The sequence below is a fragment of the Brevibacillus sp. FIR094 genome (genome assembly GCF_050477165.1).
Classification (GTDB): domain Bacteria; phylum Bacillota; class Bacilli; order Brevibacillales; family Brevibacillaceae; genus Brevibacillus.
This window is the reverse complement of record NZ_JBEAES010000008.1, coordinates 44,244-64,651: the sequence shown is the minus strand read 5'-3', so window position 1 is coordinate 64,651 and position 20,408 is coordinate 44,244. Positions and strand designations below refer to the sequence as shown.

The window sequence follows — 20,408 nt, the reverse complement described above, 5'->3', positions numbered from 1 at the left end:
CGATCTAAGATGTCGATAAGGCATATTCCAACTCGAATCACCGAGGAGGAATATGCCTTGTTTTTTACACGGACCATTACACCATCGGCGCAGGGAACGGGGCGTTGACAGAGCAAGTCTCACAAGCGTTGGAAGGCTATAATGTAGCGTATATAAGCATGGATACAGTGGAAGAAGAGTATCGGGCACAGGGACTGGCACCGAACTCGTTCGACGTGGTGCTGGCTGCGGGAGCGATAGATAGCTCCGACATGAACAAGCTGAAAGAACTGATTTACCCGGGCGGGTGGCTCATTCTTGCCAAGTGGACAGAGGATTCATGGATAAGTGAATGGCAGAAGGAAGAAGACGGTCTTGTGTTTGTGTTGCAAAAGGATGGAGAGAATCATTTGCTCGCTCATCGCGTGAAGCTGGACAGGGTGAGGGTCAGTGCCGCAGAGCTGGAAAAATTCCTTTCCCTACACCTGCCTGCCTATATGCTGCCTGCCCACTTGCAAGTCGTAGACGCACTGCCGCTTACCGGAAATGGAAAAATAGATCGCAGCAAGCTGGCAAAATGGCGCCCAGCATCGTCATTCGGACAAAGTGTTTCTATGGACGCTACAGAGGGGGCGGAATCAGATCCGTTGGAAGCTCAGCTTGCTCACGTCTGGGCAGAAGCATTGGGAGTCTCGCGAATCGGCCGAACTCAAAGCTTTTATGAGTACGGTGCAGATTCCCTCATTATGGCACAGGTAGCCGGAAAGCTGCGCGACAAGCTGGCGGAGAACCCGGCGCACGCTGCCATCCCGTTTGATGTCTTGCTCCGACAAATGCTTAACTTCCCGACCGCGGATGCACTGGCTGGCTTCATACACATGCGCAATCAGGAGAGTCAGCAGAGTGAGGAAGTCGCATTGCCGAAAAAACGCAACAAGTCGAGCAATGCGGTGTTGATTCCATATGGCGGCGACGAATCTGGGCCGCTGCGGGTTGTATTCCATGCCGTTTTGGGGACGATGGACGGTTTTCGCCCATTGATTGAACAGCTCAAAGCCCAGCAGACAGGAAGTATCGTCGGGATCGCTATTGACGATAGCGAACGTTATTGCGCGCTAGAGCTGATAGAAACCGTGGCCGATGATTATGCCGAATGCTTGATCGACGTCTTGCGTGAAAGAGAGCAAAGGCCTGTACAGCTCATCGGCTATTCCTTGGGCGGATTGATTGCCATTGAAGTAGCGAGAAGACTCGGGGAGCAGGGCGTCCCTATTCTGGACTTGGTTTTGATCGACATTCCTCCGATCCTGACAGAAGTGAATGACGATCTCTTGATTGAGGCTCTCTTTGTTCCGAACCTAAACATTACGCTGGAACAGGCTGCTTTTGGAAAAGTGAATGAGCATGATTTTGCCCGGGTGATTTTGCAGCTCGTAGAAAAACACGGGGATTGCATCCCGCAAGGCTCAGCGTGCACTATCGGTGGAGACGAGGGGCTAGATCAGGTGGGAGAGATGTTCCGCAAATTATCCGCGTTTGACAGAAGAGAACGCTTCACTGCATATGTCCAAGCGCTAGGCAAAACATCAGGGGAACAGATGCCAGTGGAGATGGCAGAGGGCTTGTGCAAGGTGTTTGGGCAGAGCTTTAAAGCAGCGCGCTATACTCCTTTGCCCTATATGGGAGACATTCGTTTCCTGCTGGCTCGCGAGCCGTTTCAATTTTTGCCAAGCACGAGCGAAGAGACCCTCGCTTTTTGGCAAGATATATGCATTGGAGAAATGGAAGTGACAGAAATCGCCGGGAACCATTACAGCTGCATGGTAGGAGAGAATGCGGTCAAGCTGGCGGAGCTGTTGGCAGTACCACACGGCACCAAATAACTTCTTTGGGAACAATCAAGACAGCGGTAGACAAGGACGACAAGACAACGTCGTTTGTCTGCCGCTGCTCCTTTTCCTCCATTTACCGAACCAAGAGTCGTCAGCCAATTTTCCATCCTTTGTAGCAAATGTGTAACGGAGCTTTTCTCGTATTCGTGATATCCTGAAGATAGCAGCAATTCCGATCACGCAGAAAGGAAGAGGTCCATGTCAGCTGAGAAAGAGTCCCGACTCTGCCAACGCTCCAAACAGATTTATAACCGAACGTTTGTCGTGACCTGCAAAGAGTTTTTGGTGAAGCAAGCAGACTTTCTGTTGGACGTATTCGCCGATGTAGAAGACGAGACTGGTCCTATCAAGAACGGTGCGAAAATTCAGGTAGGCTGGACCATTCTGCTGGTTTTTGAACGGGATGGGTATATGGAGATCGTGGCACCCGACTACGACGCGAATCCTTTTTCCGAAACAACTTCTGACCTGTCTGTGTCCTTAGTTGTGCAAATGGCGCAAAACAACTGTTTGCAAACCGTGCGAGCAGAAGGGGAAGCTGCTTTGTTCCAAGATAAAATCGTGGTGGCAAAAGGTGCATTTGAACAAGAACACGTCTATTTGCAGCGTGTAGAAGATCTTCGAAAAGGTGACTCTGGGTGGTATCTTGGGCCAGTGAAAGGCGAAGTAGACAGTGACCAGCTAGAGTCATACTACGTTTACCAACTGCTAAAGCTACGTCCGTCTCTTTTGCAAGCATTGGCTCTTCCTCGAGGGTATATCGTCGTGTTCCAAGGAGATCAGATTGAAGCAGTCTTGGATGAGCACGATGAAAATGTATGGCCGACACTCCATTAGCGGCTGCTAGTTAATTCCGCCGATACTTTATTCACGAGCTGATCCGCTTGCCGCGTCGTTTCGGGCAAACGATATTTGGGGGAGAGCTTGGTGATCCAGGCGCATGCAGTTGGCAATGAGATTCCGTGTCCGATTGAGACGAATATCGGTTTGATATTCGGTTGTGTGCGCAAGACTCCACCGATGATTTCACCTTGATCGATCAAAGGGGAAAACATGCCTCTTTCCTGTGCTGGTTCTTCGTATTCACCTAGCAGTCTCGTTTTTCCACAGCCAATGGTAGGAATATCAAACAGGACGCCCAAATGACTGGCTAGTCCGAATCTTCGTGGGTGAGCGATTCCTTGCCCGTCACAGACGACGAGCTGCGGTGTTGTTTTTAGCTCCTTGAATGCACGCACCAACGGAGGCAGCTCTCGAAAAGAGAATAAGCCGGGAATATACGGGAATTCGACGGTGTCTTGAATGACGACAGACTCGACGACTTGCAGGGAAGTAGCGTCGAGGATCACGACACCAGCAACTAACAAATCAGACTCGGCATGATAGGCGACATCTACTCCAGCGATAAAGCGTACGTCCGCTAGTTGATCTTCTTTTTTCACTTGCTGGGCTAGTTGTCGCTGTAAGTTGATGGCCTCTTGCTCATCAATGTTCCAAGGATGTTGGATAATCGGCTCCATCTGGTTACCTCCGGATGATAGAAGATTTGTTTATTATATCCAATGGGAGCATTGCACTCCAAGTCTTAGGAACAATCCTGAGAAAATACGTTGACTTCTCGGATGAAAAGCACTATTTTGTAACCGACACAATGATCGTGTTCGAGATGGAACGAGGAGGGCTCGTCGTGAAAATCGCAGTAGTAGGAAGCATCAATATGGATCTCGTAACCCATGTACATCATTTGCCCAAAGCAGGAGAAACGATAGCAAGCCATCACTTCGAGCTGATCCCGGGTGGAAAGGGAGCGAATCAGGCAGTAGCAGCGTCGCGCCTGGGTGCGCATGTCTCCATGATTGGAATGGTAGGAGAGGATGAGAACGGCCAGATTATGCTCAAAGGGCTAACGGATGCGCACGTTCACATAGAGGGGATTAAATGCTCGGGTACAACAGGCATGGCTTTTATCAATGTAAGTGATGATGGGGAAAACAACATCGTGCTTGTTCCAGGAGCGAATGCACTCGTCAGCACCGAGCATATTGCTGAAAATCTGTCTATTTTAAAGGACAGTGACGTCGTATTGCTCCAACTGGAAATCCCGATGCCTGTCGTGGAATATACAGTCAAAGAGGCAGCCCGAGTCGGCAAGCTGGTCATTTTAAATCCGGCACCTGCACGCGAGCTATCCAGTGAGCTATTAACCCATGTACATACCCTAACCCCGAATGAAACAGAGCTTTCCATTCTCACAGGAATGCCTGTATCCACGATAGACGAAGTGCATGCCGCAGCCAAAAAGCTTTTATCTGGTGGACCAAAGCGCGTCATCGTGACGTTGGGAGAAAAGGGCGCTCTCTTAATAACCGCTGTTGAAGCGACCCATATCCCGGCGTTCCGCGTAGAGCCAGTGGATACAACTGCGGCAGGCGATTCCTTTACAGCTGCTTTTGCGGTTGGGATCACACAAGGAATGACCGAAACCGAAGCGGCCACTTTCGCTAGCAAAGTAGCAGCGATTGTCGTTACTAGGAACGGTGCTCAACCATCCCTGCCTACTTTCGATGAAGTACAAGCATATTCTTTTTAATGGGGGAGAATAATGGAAAAGGTCAATGTAGCTGAAAAGTTTACGTTATTCCATCAGTATTGGAATCCCAAAATTGCAGGCGAAATCAATGACTCCTATGTAAAGCTGGCGAAGTTGAAAGGAGAGTTTGTCTGGCATCAGCATGAAAATGAGGATGAGATGTTTTTCGTAGTGAAAGGGAAACTGCTTATAAAGTTTCGCGATAAAGATGTTTGGTTAAACGAAGGGGAATTTCTCATTGTTCCAAAAGGTGTAGAGCATATGCCAGTTGCAGAGGAAGAGGTTCATGTATTATTGCTTGAACCAAAGACGACGCTGAATACTGGAGATCAAGTAAACGAAAAAACAGTAACAGATTTAGAGACGATATAATCAATGATCGAGCCTATTTTGAAAGATGATTTTCAAAATGGGCTTTTTCTATAGGCATGGTTTTGTACAGTTGCAAGCATTTCATTTGTTGACCAAACGGTACATAATGTATATGATTTTTCATAACAGTTGGAAACGAAAGGAGGATTCCGGTGAGCAAACGCGGCAGACCACGTGATTTTGATTACACATCCATCGTAGATGTGGCCATGAAAACATTTTGGTCAAAAGGCTACAATGGTTGCTCTACGCATGATTTATGCAGTGATACTGGACTAGGGAAAGGCAGCTTGTACAATACGTTTGGCAGCAAACAGGACCTGTATCTTGCAGTGGTGGAACACTATCACGATACCGGGATTCGTGAACAGCGGGCATTATTAGAAGGTCCGGATTCCGTGAAAGAACGGTTGCAAAATTTTTTAGCGTGGGCATTCGTGGAAGACTTTGAATCAACGAATCCAAAGGGATGTTTGCTGATCAATGCGGGATTGGAACGGGCAAAAGACGATCCCAAGATTGAAGAAATCGTCTCCAGACATGTTGAACTTCTGAAGGATACCATGGAAAAAGTGATGGAGGAAGGCTTGCGAACGGGTGAAATCTCTCAAAAACGATCTGCGGTGGATTTGGCAAGCCTATTTTTAAGCAGTTACTACGGCTTTCGTGTATTGAATACATCCACACAGAATCGGACATTGGCTGAACAAATTATGAAGGGGACCATGGAATCTATCTTCGGCGCGTAATGCGCTCTTTTTTTGAATGATTTTTGTACCGATTGTCACAATAATAAGCGGGGAGGGCTTCTTTATGCCGTCGATGATTTATTTGTTAGCGGTAGCGATTTTTGCAATGACGACTTCTGAATTTATGGTGGCAGGGATGATGAATGAGCTTGCCGATGATTTCGGCGTATCGATTTCATCCATCGGGTATTTCATTACGGCGTATGCGGGTGCAATGGTGATAGGGGGCCCGATACTAACGGCAACGCTCCTGAACATCCCCCGAAAACAAGCGTTACTTTCATTGGTTGCCGTCTTCTTCCTTGGCCAATCGTTAGGAGCAATGGCTTGGAATTACGAATCGATGATGCTTGCACGTATCCTGACGGGTATTGCTTCATCTGCAGCGTTTGGCATCTCCGTCAGTATTTCAGCCAGCTTGGTTCCCCCTCATTCACGGGGAAAGGCAGCTTCGATTGTTTTGGCAGGCTTAATGATTGCTACTGTCATCGGACTCCCTCTGACAACCGTGATTGCACAATTGTTTGGCTGGAGGATGAGCTTTTGGGCAGTTGCAGTCGTCGTATTGCTATCAGGGGTATTGATTCAATGGTTGCTCCCTTCCGACGCACACAAAGACCAGATGAACGTAAAGGATGAGCTTACCAGTTTTCAAAATCCGCACCTTTGGGCCGCGTATGCAACGAGTATGCTGATCATTGGCGGTACCTTCGCAGCGTTTAGTTATTTTACTCCAATTCTTACGGATGTAACGGCATTTTCGGATGCGAGTATCCCGTATCTGCTTGCCCTTTATGGCGTCGCGACCGTGATCGGAAATATCGTGATTGGCAGACTTGCTGATCGTTTTGCCATGCGAATCCTTGTAACGGGATTTAGCATACTTCTTGCGGCATTGGTTCTGTTTGCCGTAGGTGCCGAAAATAAATGGATCGCTGTGCTGTCCATTGTTCTGATTGGGTTGACAGGTGTAGCGATGAATCCAGCCATGATCGCACGAGTCATGAATACAGCAGGCAGTGGGACAATGGTAAACACTGTGCATACTTCTTTTATTACATTGGGTGTTGCCATTGGTTCTTCCTTAGGCGGGATCGGCATTAGTAGTGGTTACGGACTTGTTTCACCATTGTGGGTAGGCGCTTGTTTAGCTGTTATTGGGTTATTCTCAATCGTTCCCTATCTGCAAAAAAGCAAAGTGTAAAAAACCATATAATCCCTCTTGAAAGTCAAAGAAGGTCAAACTATAATAAAGCCAACGAAGGTCAGGAAAGGTCAAAGATCTTCTTAATTCCAAAACAACGCTTTTGGGGGGATTGAAAATGAATTGTGAAATTTGCAAACAACGAGAAGCAACTGTGACTGTCCATATACGCGTACAAAATCAGCAACAAAAATACGATCTGTGCAAAGACTGCCAGACAAAGCTGACCAACAAAATGGGGGTGGGCATGGGCTTTAGTCCTTTCTCCTCCTTCTCAGGGCTGGATGAGTTCCTGCAAGGCTTTGCCCAAGGCCGGGTGAATCCGGGCAAATCTTCCAGTCAACCGCAGCCACAAGCACCAGAGCGTGGCGGAGGCATCCTCGATGATCTGGGTCGTAATCTAAACGATGCGGCACGTGCCGGACTGATTGACCCTGTGATTGGACGCGAACAGGAAATTGAGCGTGTCATTGAGATTTTGAACCGACGCAACAAGAACAATCCGGTTCTGATCGGGGAGCCGGGGGTCGGGAAGACGGCGATTGCGGAAGGTCTCGCCTTGCGTATTACGGAAGGGCAAGTGCCGACCAAGCTGAAAAACAAGCAGGTGTACATTTTAGATGTCGCCTCTCTGGTTGCAGGCACGGGAATTCGCGGACAGTTCGAGGAAAAAGTGAAGCAAGTGATTGCCGAGCTGCAAAAGCGCAAAAACGTCATCCTGTTTGTGGATGAGATTCATCTGCTGGTGGGAGCGGGCTCTGCGGAAGGATCAATGGATGCAGGGAACATCCTGAAGCCTGCACTGGCTCGCGGTGAGTTGCAACTGATTGGGGCAACTACGTTAAAAGAGTATCGCGTGATTGAAAAAGACGCAGCTCTGGAGCGTCGTTTGCAGCCAGTCATGGTCAAGGAACCAACCGTAGAACAAGCCATCGAGATTTTAAAAGGATTGCGTCCGAAATACGAAGCATTCCACCAAGTCGCTTACTCGGATGATGTCATCCGTGCTAGCGTGGAATACTCCCATCGTTACATTCAGGATCGATTCTTGCCTGACAAGGCGATTGACCTCATGGATGAAGTGGGCTCGCGTTTGAACTTGAGGTCCTCCACGGTTGATACGGCAGATCTGCATGAGCGGCTGGCACAGATCAATCAGGAGAAAAAGGAAGCGACGGAGCAAGAGGCATACGAACGAGCTGCCCGTCTGCGAGACGAGGAAGCGGGCATTTTAGAGAAGCTGGATCAGATTGAGGGCAAGGAACAACGCGTTCAGGTTGACGTCACGGACATCCAAGCCTTGATCGAGCAAAAGACTGGGATTCCTGTTACGAAGCTGCAAAGTGATGAGCAGATGAAAATGAAAAACCTGGCAGCTCATTTGGAAGCAAAAGTTATTGGTCAATCCGAGGCGGTCACAGAAGTCGCGAAGGCGATTCGACGCAGTCGTGCAGGTCTGAAACCGAAAAACAGACCGATTGCTTCCTTCCTGTTCGTCGGCCCGACAGGCGTAGGGAAAACAGAACTGTCCAAAGCATTGGCAGAGGAGCTGTTTGGTACCCGCGATTCCATGATCCGCCTCGATATGAGCGAGTACATGGAGAAGCACTCGGTATCCAAATTGATCGGTTCTCCTCCTGGCTACGTCGGTCATGAAGAAGCAGGTCAGCTGACAGAACGCGTACGTCGCAATCCGTACAGTATTATCCTGCTGGATGAGATCGAAAAAGCACACCCGGACGTGATGCACATGTTCCTGCAAATTCTGGAGGATGGTCGTCTAACAGACAGCCAGGGCCGTACGGTGAATTTTAAGGAGACGGTCATCATTGCGACGAGCAATGCCGGTGTGATCGAGCGTAAAATCTCCGTTGGCTTTGGAGCACAAGCACCCGAGCCTGCCACTGTGCTGGATTCTCTGGGGGCGTACTTCAAGCCGGAGTTCCTAAACCGCTTCGACTCGATCATTTCCTTTGCCCATCTGGAAAAACAGGATTTGGTCAAAATCGTCGATCTGCTGCTGCAAGATGTCATGGGCAATCTGTCCGAGCAAGGAATGGAGATCAGTGTGACAGATGCCGCAAAAGAAAAGCTGGCTGAGCTGGGCTACAACCCTTCCTACGGGGCACGTCCATTGCGCCGCGTAATTCAGCAATATGTCGAGGATGGCATTGCGGATCTGGTGATGGAAGAAGACAATGTGACATCAATGCTGATTGATGTAGAAGAGGAAGGCATCCGTGTCAAAAGAGCATAACAGGCGTAAAAAAAGAAACCCCAATGTGTGAATTGGGGTTTCTTTGCTATTTATTCAGGACTTTCTCATTGATGCCATTGCTGACACCAGTATTTTCCATTTTCAACTGGCGGCGCTTGGTGACAATTTTCTTCACCCATAATCCGACCAAGATGACCGGCACCATGATAAGGAATATATAGAGAGAAACGTTATGGACCATATTTTCCGCCATTTTACCGTAAAAGTAAAACAAAAATCCGACTGCGTAAAATTTGACTGCCCGTCCAATTGCCGCATACCCAAGCAATTTCCACAACGGGAATTTCAAGCAACCTGACATGATTGTAAATACTTTAAACGGAATCGGTGTAAATGACCCGATGAAGATCGCGACTTCGCCCTTCTTTTGAAACATCGCTGTGGCAGAATCAATCCATTCCTTCTTGAGGATTTTGTACAGAACGGATTTGCCTAGGACTTTACCGATAAAATAACCAACGGGTGTCCCTAAGAGACAAGCGAAATAGCCTACCGTTGCAATCCACAATGCCTGCGAAGGATCAACGAGGCTGAGTGGCACTTGAAGAAAGAAGGCAGGAACGGGAAAGATGACTGCGTCTGCAAAAGAATGGATGAACATTCCCAAATAGCCGTATTCCATTAAGAAATCTAAAATGTTCTGAAACATCTATTTCTCCTTTGTCATTCTATCGTTAACTGCCAGTCATCAGCTTTGGAGGTCTTTTTGCCCTTTGTTGGAATATTCAGCATCAAGCCGAGTAAGCCCAACAAAATACATGTGTCTAGATGCGATTCTACTTCAAACTGGCCGACTATGGAACGAATTTTTTTGAATTGGGATTCACTTACTATACAACGATATACCGCATTGGATGCATTTTGAAACCATTTTCTTTGCATATTTTTTACAAAGCCGCCATCATTCTGTTAAACCATATTCCTGTATTTGTAATACGTTGTAAATCGTTAATAGGTTACGTAAACAATCATTTCACATCCGCCTGGGTTATGGATCAACTCAACAGCTCTATTATGGAGATTTTTTGATTATCCAAAAACGCACCCTCGTCGGATTTTAACTGCGACTTAAGGCGGATAGGTTAACGGTTCATGCGGCGTAACACATCCATCAACACCTCAATCCCTTGCTCAATCCCTGCTTCCTTGGCATAGGACACATTCAGCTTCAAAATATTTTCTTGCGGAAAGCCCACTAAGTAATTTTTGTCAGTAGCATCTACAAGAATGCAGCGCTTTTTTAGCTGGTTGATAACAGCATGGACTGGGATGGAATCGTTCAAAACAATATGCGTATGAATCCCCGGATACGCAAAGGGATGAAAGGTGAACAGATGCTCTTCATTCGTCGCAAAATGGTTCAAGGACGCCATCAGCAGGTTGGATCGCTGTTGATAGGAACTGCGAATTTTTTGCTTGTGACGCTCAAACATTCCGCTTTTTAGGTAAATTTCCAACGCAGCTTGAGATAGCATGGAGCTGTCGATATCCATGAGTCGCTTGTGCTGGTTGAAGGAATCCTTTAGCGCGTCAGGTATAACGGCCACACCCAAACGCAGCCCAGGAAAAATAATTTTGGAATAGCTTTTTAAATAGATGGTGCGAGAAAAGCGATCATAGGTAAAGAGGGGATCAGCTTTGCTGTCATGCTCAAGATCTGCCATGTAATCGTCTTCCACGATATAGACGTCGTACTGTTGGGCAAGCTCCACGATGCGCTGTTTATCCTTTCGGCTGTACGTGGTACCGAGCGGACTATGATAGCGAGGTATCGTATAGAAGAACTTGATCTCTCCCGTTTGGAAAATAGACTCCAGCTGTTCTAAATCGATTCCTTGGGCAGTGCGCTTGATCCCGACGACAGGATGCTTGCGTACTTGCAAGCTTTCAATGAAAAGATGGTAGCTGGGCTGCTCAATCAGAATCGTTTCCTTGCCATTTGGAAAAGGCAGACTGCACAGCAAGGATAGCGCTTGTTGGACACCAGAGGTAATGAAAATATTACCCGGGTCCGTAAAAACCTGATGGTTCCCAAGCAGCTTGGCGATGACGGCAATGAGCGATGGTAAGCCTTGTGTGGTTCCATATATGAAAAGATCGTTTTTATAGGTTTCAATCGCTTTATTGATGCAGTGTTGAAAGTCAACATAAGGGAAGAGGTCAGGATCGGGAGCAGAGGTCGCAAAATCGATCACCGACGACTCTGCGGGTTGGACCTTTCTTTGTTTTTTCACGACGTAGTAGCCGCTTCGGTCGACCGAGTAGATGAGGTGACGCTTTTCGAGCTCATCCAAAGTGCGGATTACAGTGCTCTTGCTGCATTGGTAGCGAGAGGCGAGCTCCCGAATAGAGGGAAGCCGGTCTCCGTCTCGATAGGTGAGGCTTTCAATCAACGTTTCGAGTTCATTTTGTAGCTGCAAATATTTGTGCATCCAAAAAACATTCCCTTACCGTTGGATTTGTATCGGTACAGTTACTCCTTTTTTGCATTGTAGCACGATTGATCCCCCATTACTATTAACCTAAGACGGCCGTCTGTAAAAAGTCCCCAGTAGGAGAGATACATACGATGAAAGACCAACAAAAAGCGATTCTTGCGGCATTACTGAATGCAGGGATTACCGGCTTGTCGTTTTTGTTTCTGAAAATGGCACTCGCTGTAACCAGCCCGGTTGATACTTTGGCACACCGTTTTACCGTGGCATTTATTGTTGCATCTATACCGATCGTGTTTGGGTGGATCAAGCTGTCCATCAAACCAAAAGACATGCTCGCCATTATACCGCTCGCCATGCTGTATCCCATTCTGTTCTTTACCCTTCAGGCGTTTGGACTGGTGTATACGACTTCGTCTGAAGCGGGGATTATTCAAGCAACCGTTCCGATTTTTACTATGATCATGGCAGCATTCTTTTTGGGAGAGTCTTCTACGTGGCTGCAAAAGCTGTCCACGCTTTTATCCGTAGGAGGTGTCGTGTACATTTTTGCAATGAAGGGGCTGAGTGTAAGCGCAGGCTCAGGGAGCAGTATCGGTACCATTCTCATCCTGTTATCCGCGTTTTCTTTGGCGGGGTATAGTGTTCTGGCGAGGAAAATGACAAAGTCCTTTCATTATATAGACATGACGTATATGGTGGCGTTACTCGGATTTTTGTTTTTTAACAGCTGGTCAGTCATTCGCCATAGTGCAGAAGGGACCTTGTCGACTTATTTTGCCCCTTTCGCTAGCTCGTCGTTTATCATCTCCATTGTATTTTTGGGGATACTGTCCTCGCTCATGACGTCTTTTATGACCAACTTTGCCTTGTCCAAGATGGAAGCATCCAAACTCAGCGTGTTTAACAATTTGTCTACATTGGTTACCATCGTGGCAGGCGTCATCTTTTTGCAGGAACAACTGGCATACTACCATCTTATTGGCGCGGTGATGATTATTATCGGGGTGATAGGGACGAATTTCCTAGGGGCAAAAGCGAAGAACCAGAATCGCACGCCTCAACCGAAATCCACGTCTGTGTAAGAAAATAAAAAGGATACGCAACAGAGCGAATGTTTATTCATTGGCTCTGTTTGTTTTTGTGGAGGAATCGCTCATCCTTGCTGGTCGCAAAAAAATCATTCCAGACTTGGTGAAACTGTTTACAAATCGTATCATACACGATATAGTTACCTAGATTGTGAGTATAATGACATATGGTGAGATGACGGAATGAAAAAAATTATACATCTGAATTCGATTGAAAAGAGATTTGCAGATACTATCGTCGTCCCCTCTTTTTCTCTCTCCATTGAAGAAGGGGAGTTTTTGACGTTACTCGGCCCCAGTGGCTGTGGGAAAACGACACTGCTACGAATGATTGCTGGCTTTGAGCAGCCAACGACTGGGGAGATTTTCCTAGACGAAAAACCACTCAGCCATGTGCCGCCGTATCAGCGGGATATGAACATGGTGTTCCAGCAATATGCTTTGTTTCCACACATGACAGTGGAGCAAAACATCCTGTTTGGTTTGAAAATGAAAAAAGTAAACGCAGCTGAACAACAAAAGCGTTTGGAGGAAGTACTTCAGTACGTCCAATTGACAGAATTGCGGAAGCGCATGCCAAAGCAGCTGTCTGGCGGACAACAGCAACGCGTAGCAATCGCACGGGCGATTATTAACAACCCACGTGTTCTGCTTCTGGACGAGCCTCTAGGTGCTTTGGACTACCAATTGCGAAAAAGCTTGCAGCTCGAACTGAAAAACTTGCAGAAAAACTTAGGGATCACGTTCATTTACGTCACCCATGACCAAGAAGAAGCGATGGCGATGTCCGATCGAATCGCTGTCATGAACAAGGGACGAATTGAACAAATTGCTTCTCCAGCAGAGATTTACAACTCCCCGCAAACCTTGTTTGTGGCTACCTTTATTGGGGAAAACAACATTTTCCGGGAGAACGGAACGAATGCAGCCGTACGTCCAGAAAAGATCAAGTTGTACCCGATTGACTCCGAAAAGGACAAGCACAAGAAGCTGGGCACCATTGCTGACGCGGTGTTCCTCGGCAATTTGCGGAAGGTATTTATCCGCCTCGAAGGGCAGGATATGACCGTAATGGCACATCAGTACGCAGGTGACGGTCTGGACTGGCAGGTGGGAGATCAAGTGGCCATTGGCTGGGCACAGACGGACGAGGTGATTCTTCCTTGTTAAACAAGAAGCCGGTAAAACTGCTCGCGCTTCCCGCCCTTTTGTGGATGGGTGCGCTTTTCGTCCTGCCTATGCTTATGATCGCCATACTGTCTTTCCTCAAAAGAGGCACGTACGGGCAAGTTGTCTATGAGTTTACGCTGAACAATTACCTCCGTATTTTCGATCCGCTGTATGGCCAGATTTTTTGGGATACGTTGGTCGTGGCGGTTTTCACAACGGTATTTTCGATCTTGTGCGGCTATCCGTTAGCGTATTACATTTCACGACTGGAAAAATCGACTCAGCAAATATGGCTTTTGCTCGTGATGATTCCGTTTTGGATCAACTTCTTGGTCCGTTCCTATGCGTGGGTAATCATCCTGCGTTCGCAAGGCGTAATCAATACGTTCCTGCAATCGCTGGGCATTATTTCGGAGCCTCTGCCGCTTCTGTACAATTCGGGTTCTGTCCTGCTCGGGATGGTGTACACACTCATGCCATTCATGGTATTGCCGATTTATGTGTCACTGGAGCAGATGGATCGTCGTAAGCTGGAAGCAGCGTATGATTTGGGCGCAACACCTTGGAAAGCTTTTTGGCACGTGACTCTGCCGATGACCAAGACAGGTGTCGTCACTGGGTCGATCCTTGTATTTGTTTCTTCCATCGGGATGTTCGTCGTTCCGGATGTCATGGGAGGAGCGAAATCGGCTCTGATCGGAAACGTCATTCAAAATCAATTTTTGTCTGCGCGTGACTGGCCGTTTGGTTCTGCCTTGTCCATCGTGCTGATGCTATTGTCCATGCTGTTGATTCTTCTTTATTTCCGCGCTACCAAAGCGAGTGAGACAAAGGAGGGGTCGGCATGAAAACATTACGTCGAAACGCACTATCTGGATACTCGTGGCTGATGCTCGTCTTTTTGTATCTGCCAATCTTGATCCTTGTCCTTTATTCGTTCAATGATTCACGGATCAATGCTACGTGGACTGGTTTTACGTGGAAGTGGTACGTTTCTTTGTTTGAAAATAGGCAGGTCATGCAAGCGCTGATGAACAGTTTGATTATTGGGGTTATCAGCAGTGTTATTGCAACGGTTTTGGGTACGGCTGCCGCTCTGGCGGTTAAGCATTATTCGCTACGTTGGAGCAACATCTTCAACGGGCTGATGTACTTGCCAATCGTCATCCCGGAGATCATGATGGGCTTGGCTATGCTCGTGCTGTTTAGCCAAGTACAGATGGAGCTGGGGAAAGTGACCTTGATCCTGGCGCATGTTACGTTTAGCATGCCGTATGTGATGGTCATTATTTCTGGACGTTTGGCTGATATGGGAAAAGACCTGGAAGAAGCGTCTCAAGATTTGGGAGCAACTCCATGGGAGACATTGCGCTATGTGACGTTGCCTCTGATCATGCCAGGGATTATCGCAGGCTTCCTGATGGCGTTTACCCTGTCGCTGGACGATTTCATTATTTCGTTCTTCGTGGCTGGTCCGAATTCGACGACATTGCCACTCTATATTTATGGGTTGGTAAAACGAGGCGTATCGCCAGAAGTGAATGCACTCTCGACACTTTTGATCGTGAGTACTGTGCTGTTGGTTGTGGTGGCAGAGGTTTTCCGCCGTAAAGACTCGAAAAATAATCAATCTATCTTTTAGATACATCATGGAGTTTTCATAAAAGCAATCCCATAACTGATTTGGAGGTTGAGAGGAAAAAATGAAACGTTTCAAGTCCTTGATGATCGGCGCTTTGACCGCCGTACTTGCGGTGACTGCTGTAGGCTGCTCATCGTCATCTGAGCAGGAGCAACAAGTATTGAATATTTATAGCTGGGCAGACAACTTCGACCAAGACGTCATCAAAGATTTTGAGCAAAAATTCAACGTTAAGGTTAACTATGATGTATACGGCAGTAACGAAGAAATGCTGGCAAAAGTTCAAGCAGGTGCATCCGGCTACGACCTGATTCAACCTTCCGACTACATGGTAGGCACTATGATTCAGCTGGGCCTCCTGGAAGAGTTGAACAAAGCCAACATCCCGAACATGGGCAATATCGTGTCTACGTTCAAGACACCTCCTTATGACAAAGAAAACAAGTATTCACTCGTATATACATGGGGAATTACGGGGATCGCTTACAACAAGAAATATGTAAAAGAAACCCCGACAAGCTGGAATGATCTGTGGAATGAAGCTTACAAGGGCCGTGTCATCATGCTGAACGACCCTCGTGAGGTTATGGGAATGGCACTGATCAAGAATGGCTTCTCCAATAGCACGACGAACAAAGAGGAACTGGAAAAGTCCTTTGCTGATTTGAAAAAGGTAGTACCGAATGTTGTTGCCTTTGATACAGACAACATCAAGCAAAAGATGATTGCTGAGGAAGCATGGATTGGAACGGTTTGGTCCGGTGACGCGGCTTTCATTCACGCACAAAATCCAGATGTTGAGTACGTCATTCCAAAAGAGGGCGCAACGATCTGGGCAGACACGCTGGCAATTCCAAAAGGCGCGAAGAACAAGGAAATGGCTGAGAAGTTCATCAACTATCTGATGGAGCCAGAGGTCAGTGTGAAAAACTACGAATCGATTGGCTACAGCAACCCGAACGAAAAAGCATACCCACTGCACAGTGAAGAATATCGCTCCAATAAGATGGTCTTCCTGGATACAGCAGACATTGGCCGTGCAGAGTGGCTGGTGGATGTAGGAGAAACCTTGCAGCAATACGACCGCTACTGGACTGAAATGAAGAGTGGTAGATAAATAGTGGTGAACGAACCGAGATGGAGTATTTCCGTCTCGGTTTTTTTGTGTTCATTTTGTCTGGGAGCTTGCTCTTTGGTTTGAAAGGGGAATAGAGAGAGGGCATTGGAAAAATAATAAGGGGACACCATATATTGGGGTACACATAAGATGACAACCAACATGATTTCTGAATCCATTAGCGAAACGCGAGAAAGATTATGGGATCACATGCGAAATCCGCGATTGGTCCTTCGTAACCTTTCTTGTGGAACCAATAGCTTGTTGCTAGCCTACCTCCCCTATCTAGTTGATACGGTAATTCTCCAGCAGGTGTTGCTTCCCTATTTCGAAAGGTTACCTGACGAAAAGATCGTTCCTGATACGATTTTGGGAACTGTTCCTGTTGCTCATGTCACCCAAACCACGGATTACAGACAAATCAGCGATTATCTCGTGAGGGGATGGATTTACCTTCAAATAGAAGGAATGGCGTGTGGGATTCTTCTCTACGTAGCAAGAATACCGAGTCGTTCTTTGGGAGAGGCTCAGGTCGAAACCCAGATTTTCGGTCCCCAGGTTTCTTTTACCGAAGCCTTGGAAACCAACTTAGGGGTTCTACAGGGATATCTGTCGACTGATTTGCTTACCAACGTATCCATTACGATTGGGAAACGTAGCATGACGAATGTGGAAATATGTTACATGGAGGAACTGGCTACTCCTGAAAATGTTCAAACCGTCATTCAGCGTATAAGCGATCTAGATATAGACGGCGTGATTGACAGTGGAAAATTGGTTCAACTGATTGATGACAATACGTTGTCTATTTTTCCGCAGCTAATCCTAACAGAACGACCTGATCATGTAAGTGAAGCCCTGTTAGAAGGAAAGATTGTCGTGTTTGTGGAGGGGAGTCCGTTTGCTATCGTCGGTCCCAGCTCCTTCGTTGACTTTTTCAAGGCCAATGAAGATCTCTATGTTCGGTGGCAAATGGCTTCCTTCATTCGATTGTTACGTTTCTCGGCCCTTTTTGTCTCTTTGTTTTTTACAGCTACTTATGTGGCTGCACTTACGTTCCACTATGAAATGATTCCATCTGCTCTCCTTATATCGCTAGTAAAGTCTCGTTCCAAGGTGCCTTTTCCCCCATTGTTTGAAGCTTTGTTGCTTGAGATGATTATTGAATTCTTGCGGGAGGCTGGAGCAAGACTTCCTTTCAAAGTTGGGCAAACGATTGGGATCGTCGGCGGTATCGTAATTGGTCAGGCGGCCGTTGCGGCGGGTTTTACCAGTAACATCTTGATCATGATTGTGGCGCTCAGTGCATTAGCTTCGTTTACTTTTCCTTCCTACATGATGAGTACGGCAGTACGCATCCTCCGCTTTCCGATTATCCTGTTAGCTGGAATTTGGGGAGGGTTTGGTATTATGCTTGGCGCGTCTTTTCTATTGATACACATCCTACGTCAATCAAGTCTGGGACGTCCGTTTTTTCTCCCGTTTTTTCCTTTTCGCTTGCAGGATTTTAAAAACAGTCTGATCCGGTTTCCTTTTTACTCTCTCGGCAAGCGTCCGGTTATGACACGTTCTCCTGATGATACCCGTGTGCCTGATGAAGCAGGGAAAAAAAGACCAGTTCAGTAGGTTAGGTGTTGAATGTGAATGTCACTGTCCACTTTTCGGCGGAATAGCCATATGGTTATAAGCGTATCGCTTGCGCTATTTATGGTTCATGGCAATCAGGTTGGAATCGGCATAGCAGGCGTACAACGGTTTATTTATGATAGGGTGCAACAAGACGCTTGGATTGCGGTCATAATAGCCGGCATTTTGACCCATATAGCAGCGTGGTTCATGCTAAAAATATTAGCGAAATTCAAAGACATGGATTTGTATGACATTCATCAAAGTGTATTTGGAAAATGGCCGGCTCGCATTCTCAATTTCATCTTTATCGTATATATCATGGGCTCTGCTTTAACAATCTTGAGAGGGTACATCGAGATCATTCAGTCATGGATGTTTCCAGAAGTGCCTTCTTGGATATTAAATGCCTCCTTGCTTTGCTTGACCATTTATGGAGTGACGGGTGGCATTCGAGTGTTGGCTGGAATTAGCTTTTTTTCTGTTGGATTGACGCTTTGGCAGCTGCTGCTCATGGCTTATCCCATGCAGTATGCCGATTTTCATTTATTGCAGCCAGTATTTCATCATGACATTGGACAGTTGATGGACGCTGCGAAGAAGATGTCTTTTTCCACTATCGGATTTGAGATTATTTTGTTCATCTATCCTTTTGTGAAGGAAAAGGAAATACTACCGCGGTATGTACATGGTGGGTTGTTTATGACTACTTGCTTGTATGTTTTCGTCATGTTGGTTACTCTCTTGTACTTTCAAGGGGAACAGCTTCAGCATCTTATCTGGGCAACGTTCATGATGATGAAAATTGTAGAGTTTCCGTTTTTGGAGCGTTTTGAGTTTGTGTCCATCTCACTGTGGATGCTCATCATGCTGGATAATTTGCTGATGGACTTGTGGATAGCCATGCGGGGGGTTCACCATATTAGTGGGGTCAAGGAAAGAATGGCACTTTTCGGGATTGTTGGTGTCATGTTTTTTGCTAGCAACTTTTTGGAAACACGCCAGTCGATTAATCTCATCACGGATATTTTCGGTGGAGTAGGCTTCTATATCATTTTTATTTATCCGATCGTGCTTTATATAGTGATTCGGCTGTTTCGGAAGGGAGCGGTCCGGACATGAAAAGGTTACGTTTGCTTGTTCACTATTTATTAGTGGTCGTGTTATTGAACGGCTGTGGGGAGCAACATGTATTAGAAAAGTTGGGACTGGCGGTTGCAGTGGGGTACGATCTTAGTAAAGATGGAAAGCTGTTAGGTACCACGGTATTTTATCAAATTGATCCGGAGGCACGTGAGTTGGTCACTGTGATTTCTGGCACAGCGCATACAAGCAAAGGACTTACCGTTGCACAGAACAGGGAGTCTTCCAAAAAAATTGTAGGCGGTCAAATTCGCGTCGTGGTCTATCATGATGAGCTAGCGCGTAAAGGGATCCTTTCTCTGGTGGAAAACTTAACGCGTGATGCCTCCATTGGAAGCAATGTCTATTTAACTGTAGCCAAAGGACGCGCTTATGATATTTTGACACATCGCTATCCCGAGAACAGCAACATTGGAATTTACCTGTATCAAGCCATACGACAGAACGTCGATGGAGAGAATATGATCTCCTCGAAACTGCATGAGTTCATGAAAGATTATTATGCAATCGGAAAAGATCCTGTGATGCCTTATATCGAAAGAGTAAAGAATGAATTGCATATTAATCAAATTGGTCTGTTTCGAGATCAACGACTCGTGGCAGAGATTACAACAAGGGAAGGATTTTTCCTCAAGATCTTACGAGAGCGTTACAATAAGGGAGAGTTGGAAATCAATATTTCCCTCGATAAAAAGCGTCTTTTTACGGTCATTGAACATATCTCAAGCAAAAAGCAAATTAAAGTAGTGGATTTAGAGAAACCAAGATTTTCTGTGAAAGTCAAGATGACAGCGCAGATTCAGGAAATGGCTGAAAAAATTGATTTATCAAAGCCTGAGCAGTTGAAAAAGGTACAAAAAGCAATCGAACTGGCGGTGAAAAAAGAGACGGAACATCTACTAGAAAAGTTAAGAAAACACGATGTAGACCCGGTAGGATTTGGGGAATTCTACAATATAGCCAGTCAAACGAGCGGGAAAAAGAAATTGAGTAGAGATGAATGTCGGGAAATCGTGAAAAGGGCGAAATATGATGTGGATATCGAGATCAAGATTTTACGTACAGGCGTCATTGGGTAATCGAAACAAAAATAAATAGACAAGCAACAATCCGAGGTGAG

General features: G+C 46.5%; 18 protein-coding genes. 15 read left to right on the top strand and 3 right to left on the bottom strand.

Annotated features, from left to right (window positions below; translation table 11 throughout):
• Nucleotides 1-104: 104 nt before the first annotated feature.
• Both ACQ5DJ_RS08565 and ACQ5DJ_RS08560 read left to right on the top strand, forming a co-directional pair.
• The gene (locus tag ACQ5DJ_RS08565; protein ID WP_429842070.1) at nt 105-1,862 is read left to right on the top strand and encodes a thioesterase domain-containing protein; all 1,758 of its coding nucleotides are present in this window, start codon (nt 105-107) and stop codon (nt 1,860-1,862) included.
• A gap of 207 nt (nt 1,863-2,069) precedes the next feature.
• Nucleotides 2,070-2,708, top strand: coding sequence for an immunity protein Imm33 domain-containing protein (locus tag ACQ5DJ_RS08560; protein ID WP_429842069.1), 639 nt, complete (start codon nt 2,070-2,072; stop codon nt 2,706-2,708).
• Here the strand turns inward: ACQ5DJ_RS08560 and nfi are convergent.
• Entirely contained in the window at nt 2,705-3,391 is a 687-nt protein-coding gene (gene nfi, locus ACQ5DJ_RS08555) for a deoxyribonuclease V (RefSeq protein ID WP_429842068.1), read from the bottom strand. The two genes, ACQ5DJ_RS08560 and nfi, sit on opposite strands and share 4 nt — an antisense overlap.
• Before the next feature lie 167 nt (nt 3,392-3,558).
• Here nfi and rbsK point away from each other — a divergent pair, with 167 nt between their 5' ends.
• From rbsK to ACQ5DJ_RS08530, 5 genes are all read left to right on the top strand, one after another.
• The gene (gene rbsK / locus ACQ5DJ_RS08550) at nt 3,559-4,461 is read left to right on the top strand and encodes a ribokinase (protein ID WP_429842067.1); all 903 of its coding nucleotides are present in this window, start codon (nt 3,559-3,561) and stop codon (nt 4,459-4,461) included.
• Nucleotides 4,462-4,470: 9 nt separating this feature from the next.
• Nucleotides 4,471-4,833 (top strand): cupin domain-containing protein, encoded by a 363-nt coding sequence (locus ACQ5DJ_RS08545; protein WP_429842202.1) that lies wholly within the window; start codon nt 4,471-4,473, stop codon nt 4,831-4,833.
• A gap of 152 nt (nt 4,834-4,985) precedes the next feature.
• Complete coding sequence (locus ACQ5DJ_RS08540; protein ID WP_429842066.1) at nt 4,986-5,582, top strand: TetR/AcrR family transcriptional regulator; 597 nt, start codon at nt 4,986-4,988, stop codon at nt 5,580-5,582.
• A gap of 64 nt (nt 5,583-5,646) precedes the next feature.
• A complete protein-coding gene (locus ACQ5DJ_RS08535) occupies nt 5,647-6,786 on the top strand; it encodes an MFS transporter (protein ID WP_429842065.1) in 1,140 nt (379 codons plus the stop codon).
• 118 nt (nt 6,787-6,904) lie between these two features.
• Nucleotides 6,905-9,043 carry an AAA family ATPase gene (locus tag ACQ5DJ_RS08530; RefSeq protein ID WP_429842064.1) on the top strand — a complete coding sequence of 713 codons (2,139 nt, stop codon included), beginning with the start codon at nt 6,905-6,907 and terminating at the stop codon, nt 9,041-9,043.
• 46 nt (nt 9,044-9,089) lie between these two features.
• On the opposite strand, the gene ACQ5DJ_RS08525 is transcribed toward ACQ5DJ_RS08530, so the two are convergent.
• Together ACQ5DJ_RS08525 and ACQ5DJ_RS08520 are read right to left on the bottom strand one after the other, a co-directional pair.
• Nucleotides 9,090-9,713 (bottom strand): YqaA family protein, encoded by a 624-nt coding sequence (locus tag ACQ5DJ_RS08525; RefSeq protein ID WP_429842063.1) that lies wholly within the window; start codon nt 9,711-9,713, stop codon nt 9,090-9,092.
• Between the two features lie 433 nt (nt 9,714-10,146).
• Complete coding sequence (locus ACQ5DJ_RS08520; RefSeq protein ID WP_429842062.1) at nt 10,147-11,496, bottom strand: PLP-dependent aminotransferase family protein; 1,350 nt, start codon at nt 11,494-11,496, stop codon at nt 10,147-10,149.
• 137 nt (nt 11,497-11,633) lie between these two features.
• Here ACQ5DJ_RS08520 and ACQ5DJ_RS08515 point away from each other — a divergent pair, with 137 nt between their 5' ends.
• The 8 genes from ACQ5DJ_RS08515 to ACQ5DJ_RS08480 all read left to right on the top strand — a co-directional run bounded on the left by ACQ5DJ_RS08515 (nt 11,634) and on the right by ACQ5DJ_RS08480 (nt 20,367).
• On the top strand, nt 11,634-12,584 hold the full coding sequence (locus tag ACQ5DJ_RS08515; protein ID WP_429842061.1) for a DMT family transporter: 951 nt from the start codon (nt 11,634-11,636) through the stop codon (nt 12,582-12,584).
• Nucleotides 12,585-12,773: 189 nt separating this feature from the next.
• Nucleotides 12,774-13,760 (top strand): ABC transporter ATP-binding protein, encoded by a 987-nt coding sequence (locus ACQ5DJ_RS08510; protein WP_429842060.1) that lies wholly within the window; start codon nt 12,774-12,776, stop codon nt 13,758-13,760.
• 44 nt (nt 13,761-13,804) lie between these two features.
• The gene (locus tag ACQ5DJ_RS08505) at nt 13,805-14,608 is read left to right on the top strand and encodes an ABC transporter permease (RefSeq protein WP_429842201.1); all 804 of its coding nucleotides are present in this window, start codon (nt 13,805-13,807) and stop codon (nt 14,606-14,608) included.
• A complete protein-coding gene (locus ACQ5DJ_RS08500; protein WP_429842059.1) occupies nt 14,605-15,402 on the top strand; it encodes an ABC transporter permease in 798 nt (265 codons plus the stop codon). The genes ACQ5DJ_RS08505 and ACQ5DJ_RS08500 overlap by 4 nt, the downstream gene beginning before the upstream one ends.
• Before the next feature lie 61 nt (nt 15,403-15,463).
• Nucleotides 15,464-16,519 carry an ABC transporter substrate-binding protein gene (locus ACQ5DJ_RS08495; RefSeq protein WP_429842058.1) on the top strand — a complete coding sequence of 352 codons (1,056 nt, stop codon included), beginning with the start codon at nt 15,464-15,466 and terminating at the stop codon, nt 16,517-16,519.
• A gap of 150 nt (nt 16,520-16,669) precedes the next feature.
• Nucleotides 16,670-18,145, top strand: a complete 1,476-nt coding sequence (locus ACQ5DJ_RS08490) for a spore germination protein (RefSeq protein ID WP_429842057.1) — start codon at nt 16,670-16,672, stop codon at nt 18,143-18,145.
• Nucleotides 18,146-18,163: 18 nt separating this feature from the next.
• Nucleotides 18,164-19,267: a GerAB/ArcD/ProY family transporter gene (locus ACQ5DJ_RS08485; protein ID WP_429842056.1), complete on the top strand. Its 1,104-nt coding sequence runs from the start codon at nt 18,164-18,166 to the stop codon at nt 19,265-19,267.
• The gene (locus ACQ5DJ_RS08480) at nt 19,264-20,367 is read left to right on the top strand and encodes a Ger(x)C family spore germination protein (protein WP_429842055.1); all 1,104 of its coding nucleotides are present in this window, start codon (nt 19,264-19,266) and stop codon (nt 20,365-20,367) included. The genes ACQ5DJ_RS08485 and ACQ5DJ_RS08480 overlap by 4 nt, the downstream gene beginning before the upstream one ends.
• Nucleotides 20,368-20,408: the final 41 nt, after the last annotated feature.

What these genes read in the sequence shown, in the direction of transcription:
- ACQ5DJ_RS08535 (WP_429842065.1), top strand. Translation starts at nt 5,647, where the DNA reads ATGCCGTCGATGATTTATTTGTTAGCGGTAGCGATTTTTGCAATGACG.
- ACQ5DJ_RS08560 (WP_429842069.1), top strand. Translation starts at nt 2,070, where the DNA reads ATGTCAGCTGAGAAAGAGTCCCGACTCTGCCAACGCTCCAAACAGATT.
- ACQ5DJ_RS08525 (WP_429842063.1), bottom strand. Translation starts at nt 9,713, where the DNA reads ATGTTTCAGAACATTTTAGATTTCTTAATGGAATACGGCTATTTGGGA.
- nfi (WP_429842068.1), bottom strand. Translation starts at nt 3,391, where the DNA reads ATGGAGCCGATTATCCAACATCCTTGGAACATTGATGAGCAAGAGGCC.
- ACQ5DJ_RS08480 (WP_429842055.1), top strand. Translation starts at nt 19,264, where the DNA reads ATGAAAAGGTTACGTTTGCTTGTTCACTATTTATTAGTGGTCGTGTTA.
- ACQ5DJ_RS08520 (WP_429842062.1), bottom strand. Translation starts at nt 11,496, where the DNA reads ATGCACAAATATTTGCAGCTACAAAATGAACTCGAAACGTTGATTGAA.
- ACQ5DJ_RS08495 (WP_429842058.1), top strand. Translation starts at nt 15,464, where the DNA reads ATGAAACGTTTCAAGTCCTTGATGATCGGCGCTTTGACCGCCGTACTT.
- ACQ5DJ_RS08500 (WP_429842059.1), top strand. Translation starts at nt 14,605, where the DNA reads ATGAAAACATTACGTCGAAACGCACTATCTGGATACTCGTGGCTGATG.
- ACQ5DJ_RS08505 (WP_429842201.1), top strand. Translation starts at nt 13,805, where the DNA reads ATGGGTGCGCTTTTCGTCCTGCCTATGCTTATGATCGCCATACTGTCT.
- ACQ5DJ_RS08490 (WP_429842057.1), top strand. Translation starts at nt 16,670, where the DNA reads ATGACAACCAACATGATTTCTGAATCCATTAGCGAAACGCGAGAAAGA.
- ACQ5DJ_RS08530 (WP_429842064.1), top strand. Translation starts at nt 6,905, where the DNA reads ATGAATTGTGAAATTTGCAAACAACGAGAAGCAACTGTGACTGTCCAT.
- ACQ5DJ_RS08515 (WP_429842061.1), top strand. Translation starts at nt 11,634, where the DNA reads ATGAAAGACCAACAAAAAGCGATTCTTGCGGCATTACTGAATGCAGGG.
- ACQ5DJ_RS08510 (WP_429842060.1), top strand. Translation starts at nt 12,774, where the DNA reads ATGAAAAAAATTATACATCTGAATTCGATTGAAAAGAGATTTGCAGAT.
- ACQ5DJ_RS08485 (WP_429842056.1), top strand. Translation starts at nt 18,164, where the DNA reads ATGTCACTGTCCACTTTTCGGCGGAATAGCCATATGGTTATAAGCGTA.